Source organism: Rhodohalobacter sp. SW132, assembly GCF_003390325.1.
In the GTDB taxonomy this organism is placed as follows: domain Bacteria; phylum Bacteroidota; class Rhodothermia; order Balneolales; family Balneolaceae; genus SW132.
Genome location: NZ_QUOK01000001.1, coordinates 921183 through 937107, shown reverse-complemented (window position 1 = coordinate 937107; position 15925 = coordinate 921183). Strand labels below are relative to the sequence as shown.

The 15925-nt window shown below is 44.0% G+C and carries 16 protein-coding genes; 11 read left to right on the top strand and 5 right to left on the bottom strand.

The window, feature by feature from the left end; translation table 11 throughout:
- Nucleotides 1-204 precede the first annotated feature (204 nt).
- The 3 genes from DYD21_RS03990 to DYD21_RS21445 all read left to right on the top strand — a co-directional run bounded on the left by DYD21_RS03990 (nt 205) and on the right by DYD21_RS21445 (nt 1124).
- Nucleotides 205-498 (top strand): type II toxin-antitoxin system RelE/ParE family toxin, encoded by a 294-nt coding sequence (locus DYD21_RS03990; RefSeq protein WP_116032767.1) that lies wholly within the window; start codon nt 205-207, stop codon nt 496-498.
- A gap of 19 nt (nt 499-517) precedes the next feature.
- The gene (locus tag DYD21_RS03985) at nt 518-808 is read left to right on the top strand and encodes a HigA family addiction module antitoxin (protein WP_116032764.1); all 291 of its coding nucleotides are present in this window, start codon (nt 518-520) and stop codon (nt 806-808) included.
- A 190-nt stretch (nt 809-998) separates the two neighbouring features.
- Nucleotides 999-1124, top strand: coding sequence for a type II toxin-antitoxin system RelE/ParE family toxin (locus DYD21_RS21445; protein ID WP_116033466.1), 126 nt, complete (start codon nt 999-1001; stop codon nt 1122-1124).
- A gap of 168 nt (nt 1125-1292) precedes the next feature.
- Here the strand turns inward: DYD21_RS21445 and DYD21_RS03975 are convergent, their stop codons facing one another.
- Both DYD21_RS03975 and DYD21_RS03970 read right to left on the bottom strand, forming a co-directional pair.
- On the bottom strand, nt 1293-1484 hold the full coding sequence (locus DYD21_RS03975; RefSeq protein ID WP_116032760.1) for a hypothetical protein: 192 nt from the start codon (nt 1482-1484) through the stop codon (nt 1293-1295).
- Nucleotides 1485-1648: 164 nt separating this feature from the next.
- Nucleotides 1649-2257: a hypothetical protein gene (locus DYD21_RS03970; protein WP_116032756.1), complete on the bottom strand. Its 609-nt coding sequence runs from the start codon at nt 2255-2257 to the stop codon at nt 1649-1651.
- Nucleotides 2258-2325: 68 nt separating this feature from the next.
- Between DYD21_RS03970 and DYD21_RS03965 the strand changes: the two genes are divergently transcribed.
- A complete protein-coding gene (locus DYD21_RS03965; RefSeq protein WP_116032752.1) occupies nt 2326-3669 on the top strand; it encodes a hypothetical protein in 1344 nt (447 codons plus the stop codon).
- 10 nt (nt 3670-3679) lie between these two features.
- Here the strand turns inward: DYD21_RS03965 and DYD21_RS03960 are convergent, their stop codons facing one another.
- Nucleotides 3680-4999 carry a R2-like ligand-binding oxidase gene (locus DYD21_RS03960; protein ID WP_116032749.1) on the bottom strand — a complete coding sequence of 440 codons (1320 nt, stop codon included), beginning with the start codon at nt 4997-4999 and terminating at the stop codon, nt 3680-3682.
- Between the two features lie 136 nt (nt 5000-5135).
- On the opposite strand from DYD21_RS03960, the gene mnmG reads away from it, so the two are divergent.
- From mnmG to DYD21_RS03945, 3 genes are all read left to right on the top strand, one after another.
- Nucleotides 5136-7025 carry a tRNA uridine-5-carboxymethylaminomethyl(34) synthesis enzyme MnmG gene (gene mnmG / locus DYD21_RS03955; protein ID WP_116032745.1) on the top strand — a complete coding sequence of 630 codons (1890 nt, stop codon included), beginning with the start codon at nt 5136-5138 and terminating at the stop codon, nt 7023-7025.
- 7 nt (nt 7026-7032) lie between these two features.
- Nucleotides 7033-7671: a 16S rRNA (guanine(527)-N(7))-methyltransferase RsmG gene (locus tag DYD21_RS03950; protein ID WP_116032741.1), complete on the top strand. Its 639-nt coding sequence runs from the start codon at nt 7033-7035 to the stop codon at nt 7669-7671.
- 766 nt (nt 7672-8437) lie between these two features.
- Entirely contained in the window at nt 8438-9361 is a 924-nt protein-coding gene (locus DYD21_RS03945) for a YafY family protein (RefSeq protein ID WP_233505469.1), read from the top strand.
- A gap of 455 nt (nt 9362-9816) precedes the next feature.
- Here the strand turns inward: DYD21_RS03945 and gyrA are convergent, their stop codons facing one another.
- Both gyrA and gyrB read right to left on the bottom strand, forming a co-directional pair.
- Nucleotides 9817-12288: a DNA gyrase subunit A gene (gene gyrA, locus DYD21_RS03940; RefSeq protein ID WP_116032733.1), complete on the bottom strand. Its 2472-nt coding sequence runs from the start codon at nt 12286-12288 to the stop codon at nt 9817-9819.
- A 48-nt stretch (nt 12289-12336) separates the two neighbouring features.
- A complete protein-coding gene (gene gyrB / locus DYD21_RS03935; RefSeq protein ID WP_116033463.1) occupies nt 12337-14274 on the bottom strand; it encodes a DNA topoisomerase (ATP-hydrolyzing) subunit B in 1938 nt (645 codons plus the stop codon).
- A 386-nt stretch (nt 14275-14660) separates the two neighbouring features.
- Between gyrB and rpmB the strand changes: the two genes are divergently transcribed.
- The 4 genes from rpmB to DYD21_RS03915 all read left to right on the top strand — a co-directional run bounded on the left by rpmB (nt 14661) and on the right by DYD21_RS03915 (nt 15923).
- Nucleotides 14661-14906, top strand: coding sequence for a 50S ribosomal protein L28 (rpmB, locus tag DYD21_RS03930; protein WP_116032730.1), 246 nt, complete (start codon nt 14661-14663; stop codon nt 14904-14906).
- Nucleotides 14907-14909: 3 nt separating this feature from the next.
- Nucleotides 14910-15074, top strand: coding sequence for a 50S ribosomal protein L33 (gene rpmG / locus DYD21_RS03925; RefSeq protein ID WP_199535455.1), 165 nt, complete (start codon nt 14910-14912; stop codon nt 15072-15074).
- Nucleotides 15075-15084: 10 nt separating this feature from the next.
- On the top strand, nt 15085-15252 hold the full coding sequence (locus tag DYD21_RS03920) for a DUF4295 family protein (RefSeq protein ID WP_116032723.1): 168 nt from the start codon (nt 15085-15087) through the stop codon (nt 15250-15252).
- A gap of 215 nt (nt 15253-15467) precedes the next feature.
- Nucleotides 15468-15923, top strand: coding sequence for a GatB/YqeY domain-containing protein (locus tag DYD21_RS03915; protein WP_116032719.1), 456 nt, complete (start codon nt 15468-15470; stop codon nt 15921-15923).
- Nucleotides 15924-15925: the final 2 nt, after the last annotated feature.

Genomic DNA, 15925 nt, shown 5'->3' with positions numbered 1-15925 from the left:
CCTTCGGGACACGTTTCATAGCGGAGACTCAGAATAATTTCAAACCAATCCCAAAAAGCGCCCTATAACAAGGCATTCCAAGCGGACTCGTTTACGGTTCGAAACCTTAATTTTAACAACTTGACTCGCCGCTTAAATGCTGGGACGTTATGCCCTTAAAAACAAGAGAGTTGCATGGATACCGTTAATCCATTAATTTAAAGAATGATCAAATCATTTGGAGATAAGGCAACATCAGATCTGTTTCATGGCAACTCAAGCAGCAAGGTCAGAAGACTTCCGACCCAAATTCTTGAATCCGCCACTTATAAACTGGATATACTGAATGCGGCTACCACCTTGGATGATTTGCGATCACCACCAGGAAATCGATTAGAAGCTTTGCGTGGAGATTATAAAGGCTATCATAGTATGCGAATCAATGCCCAATGGAGAATCGTATTCCGCTGGCAGGATTCCAGTGCTCATGATGTAGCCATTGTAGATTATCACTATTAAACAGAACAGGTGAATCAATATGATTCCAAAAAACAGAGTAACAACACATCCCGGAACCATCCTGCTCAAAGAATATCTTGAGCCAATGGGACTAACCCAGAAGGCATTGGCAGACCATTTAGAAATCCCCATTCAGCGGATTAACGAAATTGTAAGAGGCAAAAGGGGAATCTCACCGGATACAGCCTGGTTGCTGTCAGAGGCATTCGATACCTCCCCTGAATTCTGGCTGAATTTGCAATCTATGCACGATTTGTCATTAAATCGTCCAGAAAGGCATATCAAATCTCTTAAGGCTGTTCAGGCTTAACCAGCGGTTCCCCGAATGGTCGGGGCAGGCAGTGCGGATTCGTTCGTTGGCAAGAGATATCGCTTCGCGGGGAAAAGATGAGCGGATCAAAGTCCGGTATGACAGTATTGAGGATAATATTCTTTGTTGCACGCCCTTTTAGGCCGTATCAACCACTTTTTTTACTCAATTTTAGAATAGAACTCAGGTTATTGAGAAAACCGATCAGCTTATTGATCAACCGGAATCAGGAAGAATTGTGCCAGAATATAATGACCCGAACTTGCGTGAACTGATGCTCGGAAATTACCGGGTTATATACCGGATACGTATATAAGAGGCCACGATCTATATTCAGACCGTATGGCATGTTCGGCAAGACCCTTCTGAATCGGGTGCAAGGTTGCGTTAAACCGCTTCAAAAAATTGTATCTAAAATCCAAAAAAAACAAAGCCAATATAAGCTTACGTTCAGAGGAAGCTCTGATTCTGTTTTGGATTTAATTCAATTCAATGATGAATACACTTTTCTTGTTGAAGTCGTATAATACTCGGAAAGCTCCATTTCAAGTAAAAGATGATCAATCCACTTATCGGATTTAGATATTTGTTGCAGCAGCAGGATTGCGTTATCTATATCCATATCACCCCGTACAAAATTGTCAATCTCTTTTGTCATTCTGATGTCTTCGGTCATTGTCGTGATGGCTAATTAGTGATAGTTACTCCTTTCTAATCGTATGATCTAAAAAAGCGATATCCCTTACAGTTTTTTTACCCTAAATTATTTTTTTACGTTCTATACATATCAAAATATTCCCTGATCGTTGTGCTTCAGATCATTTATTCATTCAGTGACTATCACTTTACAAAAAAGAACTGCTCATCAACCTCGTTCATCAGCCTCCAATCTGCTTCATCTAAAATATACACGAGGTGGAAAAATCTGTGCTGATCGGTTTCCACAACGTAGTGCAGGTGTTTAGTGACCATCACATTTTCCAAGTGACGCGTCACAATTTTGATTATTTGTGAGGAGGGAATTTTTCCGGATTGAAATCGAAAGGGTTCCACCCGCTGAGCCAGTGCGGGTGCGGGCCTGTTGTCTGTCTGATGAAGCTCAGACTCAGGAAAAATTTCAAATCGGTACGGAATCACACGGTGTGCTCTTGATGGAGTATGTTTGTGCCTTTTAATCAGCACCAGAACTTTATCAACCACATGATCGGGGTAACTGTCTGATGGAACGAGGTTCCACACAAGCTCTTCTTCGTTATACTCCAGGTCAATAATTTCACCCGATTTGGTTTCTATACTGTAATACGATTTTCGAACTCCCCCGTCTGTTTTACAGTGGCAGGAACGCACCCGGTGGAGCTGGCGGGTGCATGCAGATCTCCAGGAGGGCTTCTCAAGCCGCTGATACCTGCTGTAAAATGCGAGCATTTCAATAATCGGAAACGTATTCATGACCTTATTCCTGTTGGTCATTCCAAACTATGCACATATATTGTACATATCAATCTTAAACTTCCGAAATGTCGAAACACAAACAGCATTCATATCAGCCGGAACGCGATGTTCACCGTATTACGCTCTACAGTACAGTTTATCCGGAGCATCAGTACAAATCACGGAAGGAGAGGCTTTATCTCCATTTTGATTTTGCCTGTTTCTATGCCCAGGTGGAACAGCTTCGGAAAAATCTCTACGGGCTTCCGCTCATCATTGGCGGATGGCGAAAAGAAAACGGTACCGTGAAGGGGATTGTCGCCACGGCATCGTACGAAGCGAGGGCGTTTGGCATAAAAACAGGTATGAGTGCGCTCGAAGCGTATCAGCTCTGTCCGTATGTGTGCATGCTTCAGGTGGATTATGGAGCATACACAGCTATATCTGAACAAGTACACCTGGTGATGAAGAAATTTGCGCCGGTTGTAGAGCGGTATTCAATGGATGAATATTTTATTGAGTTAACGTTCATGAAAGATGCCCCGCGGAGCGAGATAAAAGCGTATGCCGATCGGCTTCAGCGGGAAATATTTGATGTTACAGGTCTTGTCGGCGCGATTGGTGTGGCCCGGTCCAAAACGTATTCAAAACTTTCCAGCGGATTGCATAAACCAAAAGGGGTTACTCTTGTTCTTACGGATGAAGATGAAAAAGCCCGTATTCACCCGCTTTTGCTGAATGAAGTGTGGGGAGTAGGGAGAAGGAGATACGAGCATATTCTTGCCGAGGGGTATCGTACGATTGGTGATGTGGTGGAGAAAGGAAATGTGAAAACGTTTATCCGGCTGTTTGGCGCTAATTTTGGCAAGATGCTTTTTCAAACCATTACCGGAAAAGACCAGGGTCGGGTGATGGATGAAATTTCAGCAAATTATAAACCGAAACACGGCGTGAGTTACGGACACACATTTTCGGAGGGATCTGTCAGTGTAGATCGAATTCGGGGTGAGTTTGTGGTTGCCATCCAGCAGATCTGTTACAGGATGCGCTCATACAATATCCGGGCCAATAGTTTTTCCGGCATTGTTGGGTTTAATAAACAGGAACTGCCCGATGTGGGATTTCGGTTTATCACTGACGCCCATACGAATATTGATGATTATATTTTTTCGGCCTGTATGGAGGCGGTTATGCCGATCATCAGAAGTGCTGCGGAGAAGAATATGGAGATTCGGAACCTGGTTATCGGAACACATCAAATAGATAAAACCAGCCAGATGAACCTCTTTTTTTCTGATGAAAAAGAACACGTTGCCCGTTGCAGGGCGGTGGATGAAATTAAAAACCGGTTTGGGCGGCAGTACATCACAAAAGCAAACACCATGGTGCGTGTTAAGGGAAACACCCACTTTCTGGAAAGGAATTCCTGACTTGACCCGGTCAGAGGTTCAATTTTCGAATCCGATGCTGAAACTGTTTCACGGCGTGATCCAAAAACCAATCCTGTTTCAAACCAAACGGCACAATTTCATACTGAGCAAAAATTTCCATGATGATATTGGTGGCATCATACAACAGCTCTTCCAGTGTTTCTTCAAAACCGTCGGCAAGGCCCCGGTTTTCATCAAGCAGCCGGTTGATCAGGTAGATACCGTAGGCGACGTGCCTCGATTCATCCTGCTTCAATTTCAGAATCCCTTCCTGCATTCCGGGAAGAAGCTGATTCTCTGTAAGCATTTTGGAAAAGGCTTCGTATCCGGTTTCTGCGAGTGTTCCTTCAACGATCATATTATAGGTTCCGGCGGCATGGAGCTGAGCCGAAGGTGAGGAATCGGACGAGAGGGCGTGCAGCGCTTTTGGAAGTTTTTCATAAAACAGAATTTTATACATCGGTTTATGAAACTGCTCAAAGTCAGGAGTTCCGGTCATGACGGTCTGAACATAGCGGGAGAAAAACTCGGTATGTTTTGCTTCTTCCCATAAAAACGAGGTAAGATAGATTTCTTCCTCGATGCGCCCCTCTTTTGCGATCACCTGTATCAGCGGAAGCAGATCGAGGGTAACGGCTTCTTCACCGGCCATAAATAGAGCGGAGAGATGCGTGATGATCTGTTTTTCCTCAGGCGAAAATGTTTGCCACTGTTTACGGTCTTCATCCAGGTTAATATCTGATGGGTTCCAGATCCCAAACTGCTTGGATTTTTGAAACAGCTTCATAGGAAAGCTTTCATGGTTCAGTCCGCGTGAGGTTGTGACAAATGTTTTATGGGTTGGATCGGGAGCCTCTTTTTTGGGGCTTATGTTTTCTGACGGAACCGGAACGCCCTTGTAAATGGATGGCGCAGTTTTGAGCAGGGCAGAGGCTGCCTTTCGCTGAGTTGAAAGAGTGATCAGGCTACCTTTTTCTATGGAAATATCACCTTTCATAATTGCCATAGTTGGATCTTTACTATTCTCAATCATTTTCACCCAAGTATCACGATCTGCTTTCAGAATGATGTCGGTTGTGTCCGTATCATTTTCATGGGCGTACCGCATTTCAAGGCATTCACCGTAAGCGAGGTTCATGTAAAGTCCAATTGCGGAATCGTCATCAAAAGATTCAGGCCTGGGTTCGATTTTCAGGATCAGCGGAGCATTCCACGTAGCAGCGGTTTTTTTGTAATGTTCGCTCTGGTTGATCGACTCTTTCCACGATTCCATCCATTGGGTTGAAAAGTAGTCTGTGTCTGATTTCGTTTCTTTTTTGTTGAACCACATATTTTAATTTAACCTGGATTATTCACTAAAAATGTTCTGTTTTTTCAAGCGTTTAACTATTGCAAAATAAACGGTATTTTGCAGTTCTGTGCAGTGTTTGTATAAAAATTTATAAAGTGAATAAAAACAAAGAGATATGAGTAGTTTATATCCCGCCTACGATGTTATTGTAGTGGGTGCGGGCCATGCCGGCAGTGAGGCTGCGGCCGCATCTGCAAAAAGCGGTGCTAAAACGTTGCTAATTACAATGAACCTGGATGCCATTGCCAAGATGTCCTGCAACCCGGCTATGGGTGGGGTTGCCAAAGGTCAGCTTGTGCGTGAGATTGATGCACTTGGCGGATTGAGCGGCATTGTTAGCGATCAAAGCGGGGTGCAGTTTCGGATGCTGAATTTGAGTAAGGGTCCGGCAATGTGGAGTCCGCGCTGCCAAAGCGACCGCTCTCTCTACTCTAAACTGATGAGAAGTCAGCTTGAACAGATTGATCATCTTCATTTTCGCCAGGATAATGTTGTGGATATTCTCACTAACAGTTCGGGGGATAAGGTTACCGGCGTGGTTACGCAAACCGGCCAGACGTTTGAGGCATCTTCCGTAGTTCTTACAAGCGGTACGTTTTTGAATGGGCTTATTCATATCGGGGAGAGTCAGCATGGCGGCGGCCGGTCAGGGGAGAGGGCGTCCGTTGGAATTTCTGCTTCCCTGGAAAAACTTGGGTTTGAAGTCGGGCGCTTAAAAACCGGAACACCACCCCGAATTGACGGCCGTTCGATTGACTACAGTCAGCTTGAAATTCAGTACGGGGATGAAGACCCCAATCCATTTTCATTTACTACGGATTCACTCCCATCGAAAGATGAACAGCTAACGTGCTGGATCGGTTACACCAACTCCAAAGTACATGATGTGCTTAAAACCGGTTTTGATCGAAGTCCTATGTTTAATGGACGGATTCAATCTGTTGGCCCCAGGTATTGCCCGAGTATCGAGGATAAGATTGATCGTTTTTCTGATAAAGACAGTCACCAGTTGTTTCTGGAACCGGAAGGGTGGGATACCTATGAGATGTATCTGAATGGATTTTCCACTTCCTTACCCGAAGATGTTCAGTACCACGCACTCCGAACCATTCCCGGATTTGAAAATGCTGTGATGCTCCGGCCGGGTTACGCCATTGAGTATGATTATTTTCCGCCATACCAGGTAAAAAGAAGCCTGGAAACGAAGGCAGTTAACGGACTTTTCTTTGCCGGACAAATTAACGGAACTACCGGGTATGAAGAGGCGGCTTGCCAGGGATTAATTGCGGGTATCAACGCATCCCGATTTGTTCATAATGAAGATCCCTTTGTTTTAAAACGTTCGGAAGCGTACATCGGGGTGCTGATTGATGACCTGATCAACAAGGGGACAGAAGAGCCGTACCGGATGTTTACCTCGCGTGCTGAACACCGAATTTTATTACGTCAGGATAACGCGGACCTTCGCCTGACACCACTCGGCCGTAAACTCGGATTGATAGATGAAGAGCGTTTTGCTCAGTTCGAAAAGAAAAAAGACGAAATCGATCGCCTGTATGATTTGATCAGCAGCTACACGGTCAGGCCAGAAAAAATGGACCCGATGCTTAAAGAGCAGGGAACATCTGTTCTGAGTCAGCCTGTAAAAGCAAAATCATTAATACCCCGACCGGAACTTCATCTGCAACACCTTTTGGATGCGGATGAAGAGTTGAAATCTCAGGTAGAAAATATTTCATCCGATGAACGTGTATTGGAGCAGGTTGAAATACAGATTAAATATGCCGGATATATCGAGCGTGAATTTGAAATGGTAGAAGAACTTAAACAGAAAGAGGAGGCGCCTATCCCGATGGATATTCAGTACGAGAGAATAAAAAGTCTCTCTTCAGAAGGCCGTTCTAAGCTTGAAAAAATTAAACCCGAAACGATCGGGCAAGCGTCGAGGATCAGCGGAGTGTCCGCAAGCGATCTTTCTGTTCTCATGATTTATTTAAAACGATAGGTTTCACGTGAAACAATCCATTCAAAAACATTCTGTTTCACGTGAAACATTGGAAGATGCACGTGAATTATACCGAAAAAACGAAGTTCATCTCGAGAAATACCTCGACAATCTTCTCGACTGGAATGAGAAGATAAATCTTGTGAGCCGGAGTGTTTCACGTGAAACAGTTCGTGAACACGTCGTTCATTCTCTGATTCCACATGTTCTCGGCATACTTGATGATCATGATTCCTGGATTGATACCGGGACCGGGGGCGGACTGCCCGGGGTGCCGCTCGCTATATGCGCACCGGAAAAACACTGGCTGCTCAACGACAACGTGAAGAAAAAGATGAGGGCGCTTTCAGGTATCATCGAGAAAACAGGGCTTGAAAATTCGGAGGTGATTGCAAAAAGCATCTCGCTTGTGGATTTAAAAAAGGGGACCGGAATCGTAACCAAACATGCATTCAAAGTGGATGATCTTCTTCGTCTTCTTGGATCAAAACCCTGGAAAACAATCATCATGTGGAAGGGAGTTGATGGTGCGCTTGATGAAATTGCGCAGTCAAAAAAGAAGCTTCGGTATACGCTGTTTGAATTTGATTTTGGCGCGAACGAAGAATTTTATGTCGGCAAAGGGCTGCTGAAAGTAGAAAGATAATTCGGCGTTACCGGATTTGAACTTTAAATGATTTAATTTTCTGGTCATTTATGTCGGAGAAATAAGTCCCCCTTAGAAGGGGGAAGGCGAACGGAGTGAGCAGGGGGATGAATTGACAGGCGCTGATTCAAATAAATAACCATTTTAGGATCTCAAAACTCTACAAATCATCCCCCATTGCCCCCTTCCGCCAAAGGGGGACACTCAAGAATAAACTCCATATCGACCAAAAAGTTAAGGGTTCTTAGTTGATACCTCGCGGGCTCTGCCCCGAGGTAGTTCATTAAATAAATCCCCCTCAGTTCCCCTTTTTAAAAAAGAGAGTAATTGTTGCTTCTATTACTTACACAAAGCGGGGTATCATTTTTAATGAGTGCGATGATAAATGCTATATTTCAAGAGGTGATTGTGATTTGGGAATAGTTCTCCCCTTCAGGGGGAGTGCCGAAGCATGGCGAAGGCGGGGGGTGTTATGGAGTTGTGATATGGCAAAAAGTAACTCTTCACAAAAAAGAGAAGATAGAGAAGGTGTGATACTTATTTTGAAATGGGGATGGGTGTTGTGTTTTGGGTAAAATCGATGATTATAAGAGAGTGAGTGTAAGAATCACATACATATATGCTTAAAATATGAGCTGTATTAGAGATTTCACCCCGTTTTAAAATCAGAATAAATGTGACCAAAGGGACTCCTTTTCTTACCTTCTAAATCAACCAGAACCAAAGAACTTCGAAAATGTCCCGATTAAAAAGTTCAGAACGCCGAATGAAACTGATCCTAATGCTACAGGAATCAAAACGCAGGCTGACCGTTGATGAGTTAGCTGAGGAATTCGGTGTAACCAGGCGCACTATATTCAGGGATTTCAATGTCTTATCAGAAATTAACGTGCCGGTTACCTGGGATAAGTACAGTGGTTACGGGGTGATGGAAGGATACAAAGTTCCGCCGCTAATGTTTACGTCAAAAGAACTTGCAACCATCATGGTTGGGCTGAATTTTGTGAAGTCGCAGGTAGACAGTTCAATGGTTGAAGACGCCAGGGGAGTGGAGTTGAAAATTAAAAACACCATTCCGAATGAGTTGAAATCATTTATGGAGTCTCTGAGCAAGCATACGGTTGTGGATCCGTTTCTGCATTTTGGAGCGGAAAAAACAGACGGTGGAAACTGGTACCTGATCAGCAGCGCGATCTCTCAAAAGAAAAAAATATCGTTTCGCTATACCGCAAAATCTGACGGTAATAAAACAGATCGCGAAATCGAACCATACCTTCTCGTTTTTTATCGCGACCACTGGAATGTCATAGGGTTTTCTAAAAAAAGAGAAGCCATTCGGAATTTTGTGCTCGACCGAATGGAAAATGTGAAGATTTTGGATGAAGAATTCACTGCATCAGAAGAAATTAACGCAGAGGCACTTATTTTCGGTTCTAACGAGATGGGTCATGAAATAGAGGTGCATGTACAGGAATCGGCAGATCGCGCGTTTACGGCAAATCTGCCGACTAAAATAATTAAGAAATCGGCAGTCAAAAATAAAATAATTAAAGTTTCATTCAGATTTGAAAATTTAGATTACATCAACGAGTGGCTGCTTCAATTTGGAGATAAGATCAAAATTCTCTCTCCTAAGAAGCTAATAGATAAACGGCAAGATCTTCTCAAGAAAATGTTGGATCCATCGTAGCTCGGTTCGCCGAATCGAAAAGACTGGAATTTATAACAAGTACATATTTTACTTACACGTCATCGCGGACTCTTCCCGAAGGGAACCGCGATCTCCCATCCTCCTCACTGCAAAGTATATTGCCAATGATCAAATTTCATTACTTCCTTTCCTCGATTCGGTGCTCTGGACCGGAACGCTTACCTACAAAGCTATGCTTTTCAAATCAAAGTTAGGAGGGCTGCATCATTGTACGGCGTGACTTTTTACTGAGTCCGACACTTTTCCACAGTAGACCCGTTTTTAAATACTAACAATACGTTAGGTGCCCCATAATCACGAATTTGGGTGTCCCAATATCGAAGTCAGGAAAATTCCTCAATTGATTTTCACCCACAAATTTTCCTTTAGATTCAAAAAAAAGGCCCCGTTTCCGGAGCCTTTTTTTATTACAAGTGTGTTGACGTGTGAAACGTTTAGGTAACGACAGGTGCTTCTGCATCATCGTCATCTTCATTTACAACCCGGGTGACGCCACCAATCTTACCATCTTCGTCTAATCGCATGATCCGAACACCCTGAGTATTACGTCCCATAGTCCGTAAACCTTTGCACTGCATTCGGATAACCTTTCCGCGTTCGGTAATGATCATCAGATCATCTTTATCTGAGACCTCCTTCAGTGCAACAAGATTTCCGGTCTTTGGAGTGATTTTGAGAGTAATGACTCCTTTACCGCCACGGCTCTGTTCCCGGTAATCATCTACAAGGGAGCGTTTGCCGTATCCGTTTTCGGAGATTGCAAGTACTGTGGCTTCATGTGTGTTTTTGATCACAACCATATCCACCAGCTCATCATTTTTATCGAGCGTCATTCCTTTCACACCTGACGTGTTCCGGCCCATCTCACGTGCATCTGATTCGTGGAACCGAATTGCACGGCCTTTCTTGTTGGCCAGAATAATATTGCTTTCACCATCTGTAAGTGCGGCACCCAGCAGTGAATCGCCCTCTTTGATGTTAATTGCAATAATTCCATCACGACGCGGACGGCTATACGCCTCAAGTGAGGATTTCTTTACCAGTCCTCCTTTTGTTGCCATGATAATAGAGTGAGATTTTATATACTCCTCATCATCAAGTGTCTTCACCGGCACAAACGTCTGAATCGAATCGTCCTTTTCAATGTCGATCAGGTTTACGATTGCACGGCCGCGGGCCAGGCGTGATCCTTCCGGAATTTCATAAACTTTAAGCCAGTAACAATTTCCTTTCTCCGTAAAGAAAAGAATATAGTTGTGATTGGTGGCCACAAAAAGATGTTCTACATATTCATCATCTTTCGTGGTGGTTCCCTTCATCCCTTTACCGCCACGTCGCTGACGTCTGTAGCCGCTCACAGGCATTCGTTTGATAAAACCTTTGTTAGAAATGGTAACCACCACATCTTCATCGGCTATCATATCCTCGATGTTGAAATCATCGGCGGAGTAGACAATTTCGGTACGGCGTTCATCACCATAGCGGTCTTTCAGCTGAAGCAGCTCATTTTTAATAATGGCGTTTTGCTCATCTCTGTTCGACAATATTTTACGATATTCTTCAATACGATCTGCGATTTCCCGGTACTCCTGGTCGACCTTTTCACGTTCGAGGCCAGTCAGTTTCTGCAGACGCATATCGAGAATGGCTTTTGCCTGGAGATCTGTAAGCGCAAATTTCCGGCGAAGTTCTACATTCGCTTCCTGCGGACTGTTTGATGCGCGGATCGTTTTGATCACCTCATCAAGGTTGTCGAGGGCGATTTTGAGACCTTCGAGAATATGAGCACGGGATTCGGCCTGATCCAGATCATACATAGTACGCCGGATGATAATATCAATCCGGTGCTCAATGAAGCGCTCAATCAGCTCTTTCAGAGCCATGACCTTTGGCCGGCCTTTCACCAGCGCCAGGTTGATGATACCAAACGTCTGCTGCATCTGCGTATACTTGTAGAGCTGATTCAGCACTACTCCGGCGTTTGATCCGCGTTTCAGAATAATGACAACACGCATGCCTTCGCGGTCAGACTCATCACGAATTTCGCTGATTTCAGTAATTTTTTCCTGGTTGACCAGCGAAGCCACTTTTTCGATCAGCGTGGCTTTATTTACCTGGTAGGGAATTTCGGTAACAACGATTTGCTCACGGCTGTTACGAAGTTCTTCCACATTGGCGCGGGCCCGCATCACAACTTTACCCCTGCCGGTTTCATACGCTTCTTTTACTCCTTCATATCCGTAAATAATCCCGCCTGTAGGAAAATCAGGGGCTGTAATATGTTCCATCAACCCGGATGCATCAATCTCGGGATCATCAAGTAGTGCGATTACACCATCTACAACTTCCTTCAGGTTGTGAGGAGCCATATTGGTTGCCATCCCTACGGCAATACCGGAGGCACCATTCAGCAGAAGGTTGGGGAGCATCGATGGCAGAACCGTCGGCTCTTCAAGCGTATCATCAAAGTTGGTTTGATAATCAACCGTTTCTTTATTGATATCTGCGAGAAGCTCCTCGGAAATTCGCTGCATGCGAACTTCAGTGTAACGCATTGCTGCTGCAGAGTCGCCATCCACAGAACCGAAGTTCCCCTGGCCATCCACAAGCGGATAGCGCAGTGAGAAGTCCTGAACCATCCGAACGATGGAGTCATAAACGGCAGAGTCACCGTGAGGGTGATACTTACCGAGAACCTCACCCACAATACGGGCACTCTTTTTATAGTTTCTGTTGTGGAGCATTCCAAGATCGCTCATCCCATAAAGTACACGTCTGTGAACCGGTTTAAGTCCGTCGCGCACATCAGGTAACGCTCTTGATACAATAACCGACATCGAGTAATCGATGTAGGAAGACTGCATCTCGTCTTCAATTGTAATTGGTATAATCTTTTCGCTTGCCATCTATGAAAACTGGATTAAAGGTAAACGTATTTCTGTTTGAAGTATGGGTCAGATATCGAGCTTAGCATATTTTGCGTTACGCTCAATAAATTCCCGCCGGGGTTCAACATCGCCGCCCATAAGAGTAGAGAACATTTTATCAGCGGCTGCGGCATTTTCAACTGTAACCTGCTGGAGTGTTCGTGTGTCGGGGTCCATTGTAGTTTCCCAAAGCTGACTCGGATTCATTTCACCCAAACCTTTGTAGCGTGAAACATCGAATTTTTTCTTCGATTTTTTCAGGTCTTTGATGATTTTGTCCCGGGTTGGATCATCCCACGCGTAATCAATCTGGCCTCGGGTTGATGTAATTCTGTACAGAGGAGGTGTGGCGATATATACGTGTCCATGCTCGATAAGCGGATGCATATAACGGTATAAAAAAGTAAGGAGCAGAGTCCGGATATGAGATCCGTCGACATCCGCATCCGTCATAATGATAAGTTTGTGATAGCGAAGTTTTTCGAGTTCAAAATCTTCTTCCTTTCCAACGCCGGTCCCCAGGGCGGTAATCATCGCCTGGATCTCTTTATTTTCGAGGATTTTGTTGATCTTCGCTTTTTCAACGTTCAGAATTTTCCCGCGAAGTGGAAGAATTGCCTGAAAACTCCGGTTCCGGCCCATTTTGGCAGATCCGCCGGCGGAATCACCCTCAACCAGGTAAATTTCGCAATGCTCGGGATCTTTGATGGAGCAGTCAGCCAGTTTGCCCGGCAGCCCGCCGCCACTCATTACACTTTTGCGCTGAATAAGCTGACGCGCTTTACGTGCAGCTTCTCTCGCCTCGGCGGCTACAATAACTTTCTCAAGTATCTTTTTAGCCGTTTTGGGGTTCTGCTCCAGGTATTCGTTAAGTTGTTCGTAAACAATAACTTCAACTGCGCTCTGGACTTCTGAATTACCCAGCTTGGTTTTGGTCTGGCCCTCAAACTGAGGCTCGGCAACTTTCACACTCAAAACGCAGGTCATTCCTTCCCGAAAATCCTCACCGGAAATGGCTATGGTGCTTTTTGATTTGATAATGTTATTCTTCTCTGCATAATTCTTCATGCAGCGGGTGAGTGCGCGCCGAAATCCGGAAATGTGCGTTCCGCCCTCGCGTGTATTAATATTATTCACATATGAGTGCACATTTTCGGTATAAGACTGGTTATAAGAAATGGCCAGTTCAACCGGGACATCATCTGAATTGCCACTGATAAAAATAGGCGTATCAATCAGTGCTTCGCGGTTTTCATCGAGAAAAGAGACGAAATCTTTCACGCCGCCGGCATAATGGAAAATTGTTTTTTTGTCTTCCGGATCCTCTTCACGCTCGTCGATAATTTCAACGGTGATTTCCGGATTCAGAAACGCCAGTTCGCGCATCCGGTCCGCAATAATATCGTACTTGAATTCAGTAGTTTGATTAAAGATTTCCGCATCAGGCAGGAAGTTGATGGTGGTTCCTGTTACATCCGTTTTCCCTTTTTTCTGAAGGGGGGTGGTGGTAAAACCTTTTTCAAACTCCATTACATAAATTTCACCATCACGATGAATTTCAGCGCGGAATTTTGAGGAGAGTGCATTCACACAACTCACACCCACTCCGTGCAAACCACCGGAGACTTTATATGAGTCTTTATCAAACTTACCACCCGCGTGGAGTTTGGTAAGCACAACTTCAACGGCGGGCAATTTTAACTTGGGATGCTCATCAACGGGAATCCCGCGGCCGTTATCAGAAACGGTGATCGAACCGTTCTCATGAATAATTAATTTAATCCAGTCGCAATGACCGGCGAGTGCTTCATCAATAGAGTTGTCAACAACTTCGTTAATCAGGTGATGAAGTCCGCGCTGCCCGGTATCACCAATATACATGGATGGACGTTTCCGAACGGCCTCAAGACCTTCCAATACCTGAATATTCGACGCTTTATAGTCAGATCCTTTACTTTTTGCCATATATGGGGTTGAGTGTAAATTAAGATAGCCTCTAATATGCTCAAAAATACCGCTTGTGCGTGCAAAATCAAAAAAAGCAGACATATTTATTGCCGTAACGAGAGATTGTGCGCTGTGGGCGATTTGGGGGTGTAATTTGAAAAATGCCGCAATAGATAGCAGACTGAAAAATTAGACGCCGGGTTGTTTATGGATTGTTGATAATCGGAGAACTAAGATCTTATTTTGCTACAGGCTGAGAATGTTAGAATCAGTCTTAACAGCCGATTAGGGCAGGTTTTGCCGGGGATAAAAGAAAGTGGAATTGTTTATGCATTGAATGTTGATATAATCATCAAATAGGCTTAATTTTGAAGTCTATCAAAAAATGATAAAACCAGTTTGTTATGGCAAGAAAGGATGATATTACAGGGAAGGGTGCACTGAACGGTTACAGGTCTTCCAAATCCAACAATAAAACGAAGCACAAATTTCAGCTGAACCTTCAGAAAAGAAGATTTTTTATTCCTGAAGAGGATCGTTGGGTAACGTTAAAAGTATCGGCAAAAACTCTGCGCACAATCAATAAGAAGGGAATTTCTGCTGTGCTTGAGGATGCAAGAAAGAAAGGTACTTTACTAAAAGAGGTATAAATTATGGCAAAAGGCAATCGTATACAGGTTATACTCGAATGCACCGAAAAACCGGGCAGCTCACGGTATGTAACTACTAAAAACCGGCGAAATACCACCGAGCGTATTGAACTGAAAAAATATAACCCGGTGCTGCGAAAGCACACCATGCATAAAGAAATCAAATAAGGGCTAAGTTATGGCTAAGAAACAGGCATTTGGTGAAGAAGCACAAGCGCTGAAAGATGCTCAGCGTAAGATGGCTAAGGTGATTATTGCTACAAAAAATGAGCGTGGTAAATACGCTTATAAAGAAGTGATGATGGACCAGGACAATGTAAAAGAGTATATCCAGAACAATAAGTAATCAGGGATAAACGGTTTTACAAACAAATTGTAAAGGTTGCATTCCGTACATTACGGAGTGGAGCCTTTTTTTTTGTGCATCTGTTATCAATCAGGCGGAGTGAAGCTTTTATCATATACAAAGCAGGAAATGATTACTATTATGTGAATCCATTTTGGAACGGATTCAGAATTTTTGTTTCCTGAACGATATCTTCAATCAAAACAACATCAGTTATGAGTATCAAACAATCGATTCTGGATGATCTTAAAACCGCAATGAAGCAGAAAGAGGCCGACCGGCTCAGGGTACTGAGGTCACTAAAGGCTAAAATTCTTGAAAAGGAGATCAGCGAACGAAAAGATGGCGAAGCTGAGCTTTCTGATGAGCAGGTTATTGAAGTGCTTATGAAAGCGGCAAAACAGCGTAAAGAATCGATCGAGCAGTTTGAAGATGGCGGAAGGGGCGATCTCGCAGAAAAAGAGAAAGCCGAGCTGGAAATTATTGAAGAGTTTCTGCCAAAAATGATGAGCGAAGAAGAAGTTCGTGCTGAAGTAAAAGACCAAATTGAAAGTATGGGCGCATCATCCATGGCCGACATGGGCAAAGTAATGGGCGTGATGATGGGTAAACTGAAAGGAAAAGCCGAAGGATCAGTAGTGAGTAAAGTTGTAAAAGAGGAACTATCCTGACC

What these genes read in the sequence shown, in the direction of transcription:
- DYD21_RS03990 (WP_116032767.1), top strand. Translation starts at nt 205, where the DNA reads ATGATCAAATCATTTGGAGATAAGGCAACATCAGATCTGTTTCATGGC.
- DYD21_RS03985 (WP_116032764.1), top strand. Translation starts at nt 518, where the DNA reads ATGATTCCAAAAAACAGAGTAACAACACATCCCGGAACCATCCTGCTC.
- DYD21_RS03975 (WP_116032760.1), bottom strand. Translation starts at nt 1,484, where the DNA reads ATGACCGAAGACATCAGAATGACAAAAGAGATTGACAATTTTGTACGG.
- DYD21_RS03970 (WP_116032756.1), bottom strand. Translation starts at nt 2,257, where the DNA reads ATGAATACGTTTCCGATTATTGAAATGCTCGCATTTTACAGCAGGTAT.
- DYD21_RS03965 (WP_116032752.1), top strand. Translation starts at nt 2,326, where the DNA reads ATGTCGAAACACAAACAGCATTCATATCAGCCGGAACGCGATGTTCAC.
- DYD21_RS03960 (WP_116032749.1), bottom strand. Translation starts at nt 4,999, where the DNA reads ATGTGGTTCAACAAAAAAGAAACGAAATCAGACACAGACTACTTTTCA.
- mnmG (WP_116032745.1), top strand. Translation starts at nt 5,136, where the DNA reads ATGAGTAGTTTATATCCCGCCTACGATGTTATTGTAGTGGGTGCGGGC.
- DYD21_RS03945 (WP_233505469.1), top strand. Translation starts at nt 8,438, where the DNA reads ATGAAACTGATCCTAATGCTACAGGAATCAAAACGCAGGCTGACCGTT.
- gyrA (WP_116032733.1), bottom strand. Translation starts at nt 12,288, where the DNA reads ATGGCAAGCGAAAAGATTATACCAATTACAATTGAAGACGAGATGCAG.
- gyrB (WP_116033463.1), bottom strand. Translation starts at nt 14,274, where the DNA reads ATGGCAAAAAGTAAAGGATCTGACTATAAAGCGTCGAATATTCAGGTA.
- rpmB (WP_116032730.1), top strand. Translation starts at nt 14,661, where the DNA reads ATGGCAAGAAAGGATGATATTACAGGGAAGGGTGCACTGAACGGTTAC.
- rpmG (WP_199535455.1), top strand. Translation starts at nt 14,910, where the DNA reads ATGGCAAAAGGCAATCGTATACAGGTTATACTCGAATGCACCGAAAAA.
- DYD21_RS03920 (WP_116032723.1), top strand. Translation starts at nt 15,085, where the DNA reads ATGGCTAAGAAACAGGCATTTGGTGAAGAAGCACAAGCGCTGAAAGAT.
- DYD21_RS03915 (WP_116032719.1), top strand. Translation starts at nt 15,468, where the DNA reads ATGAGTATCAAACAATCGATTCTGGATGATCTTAAAACCGCAATGAAG.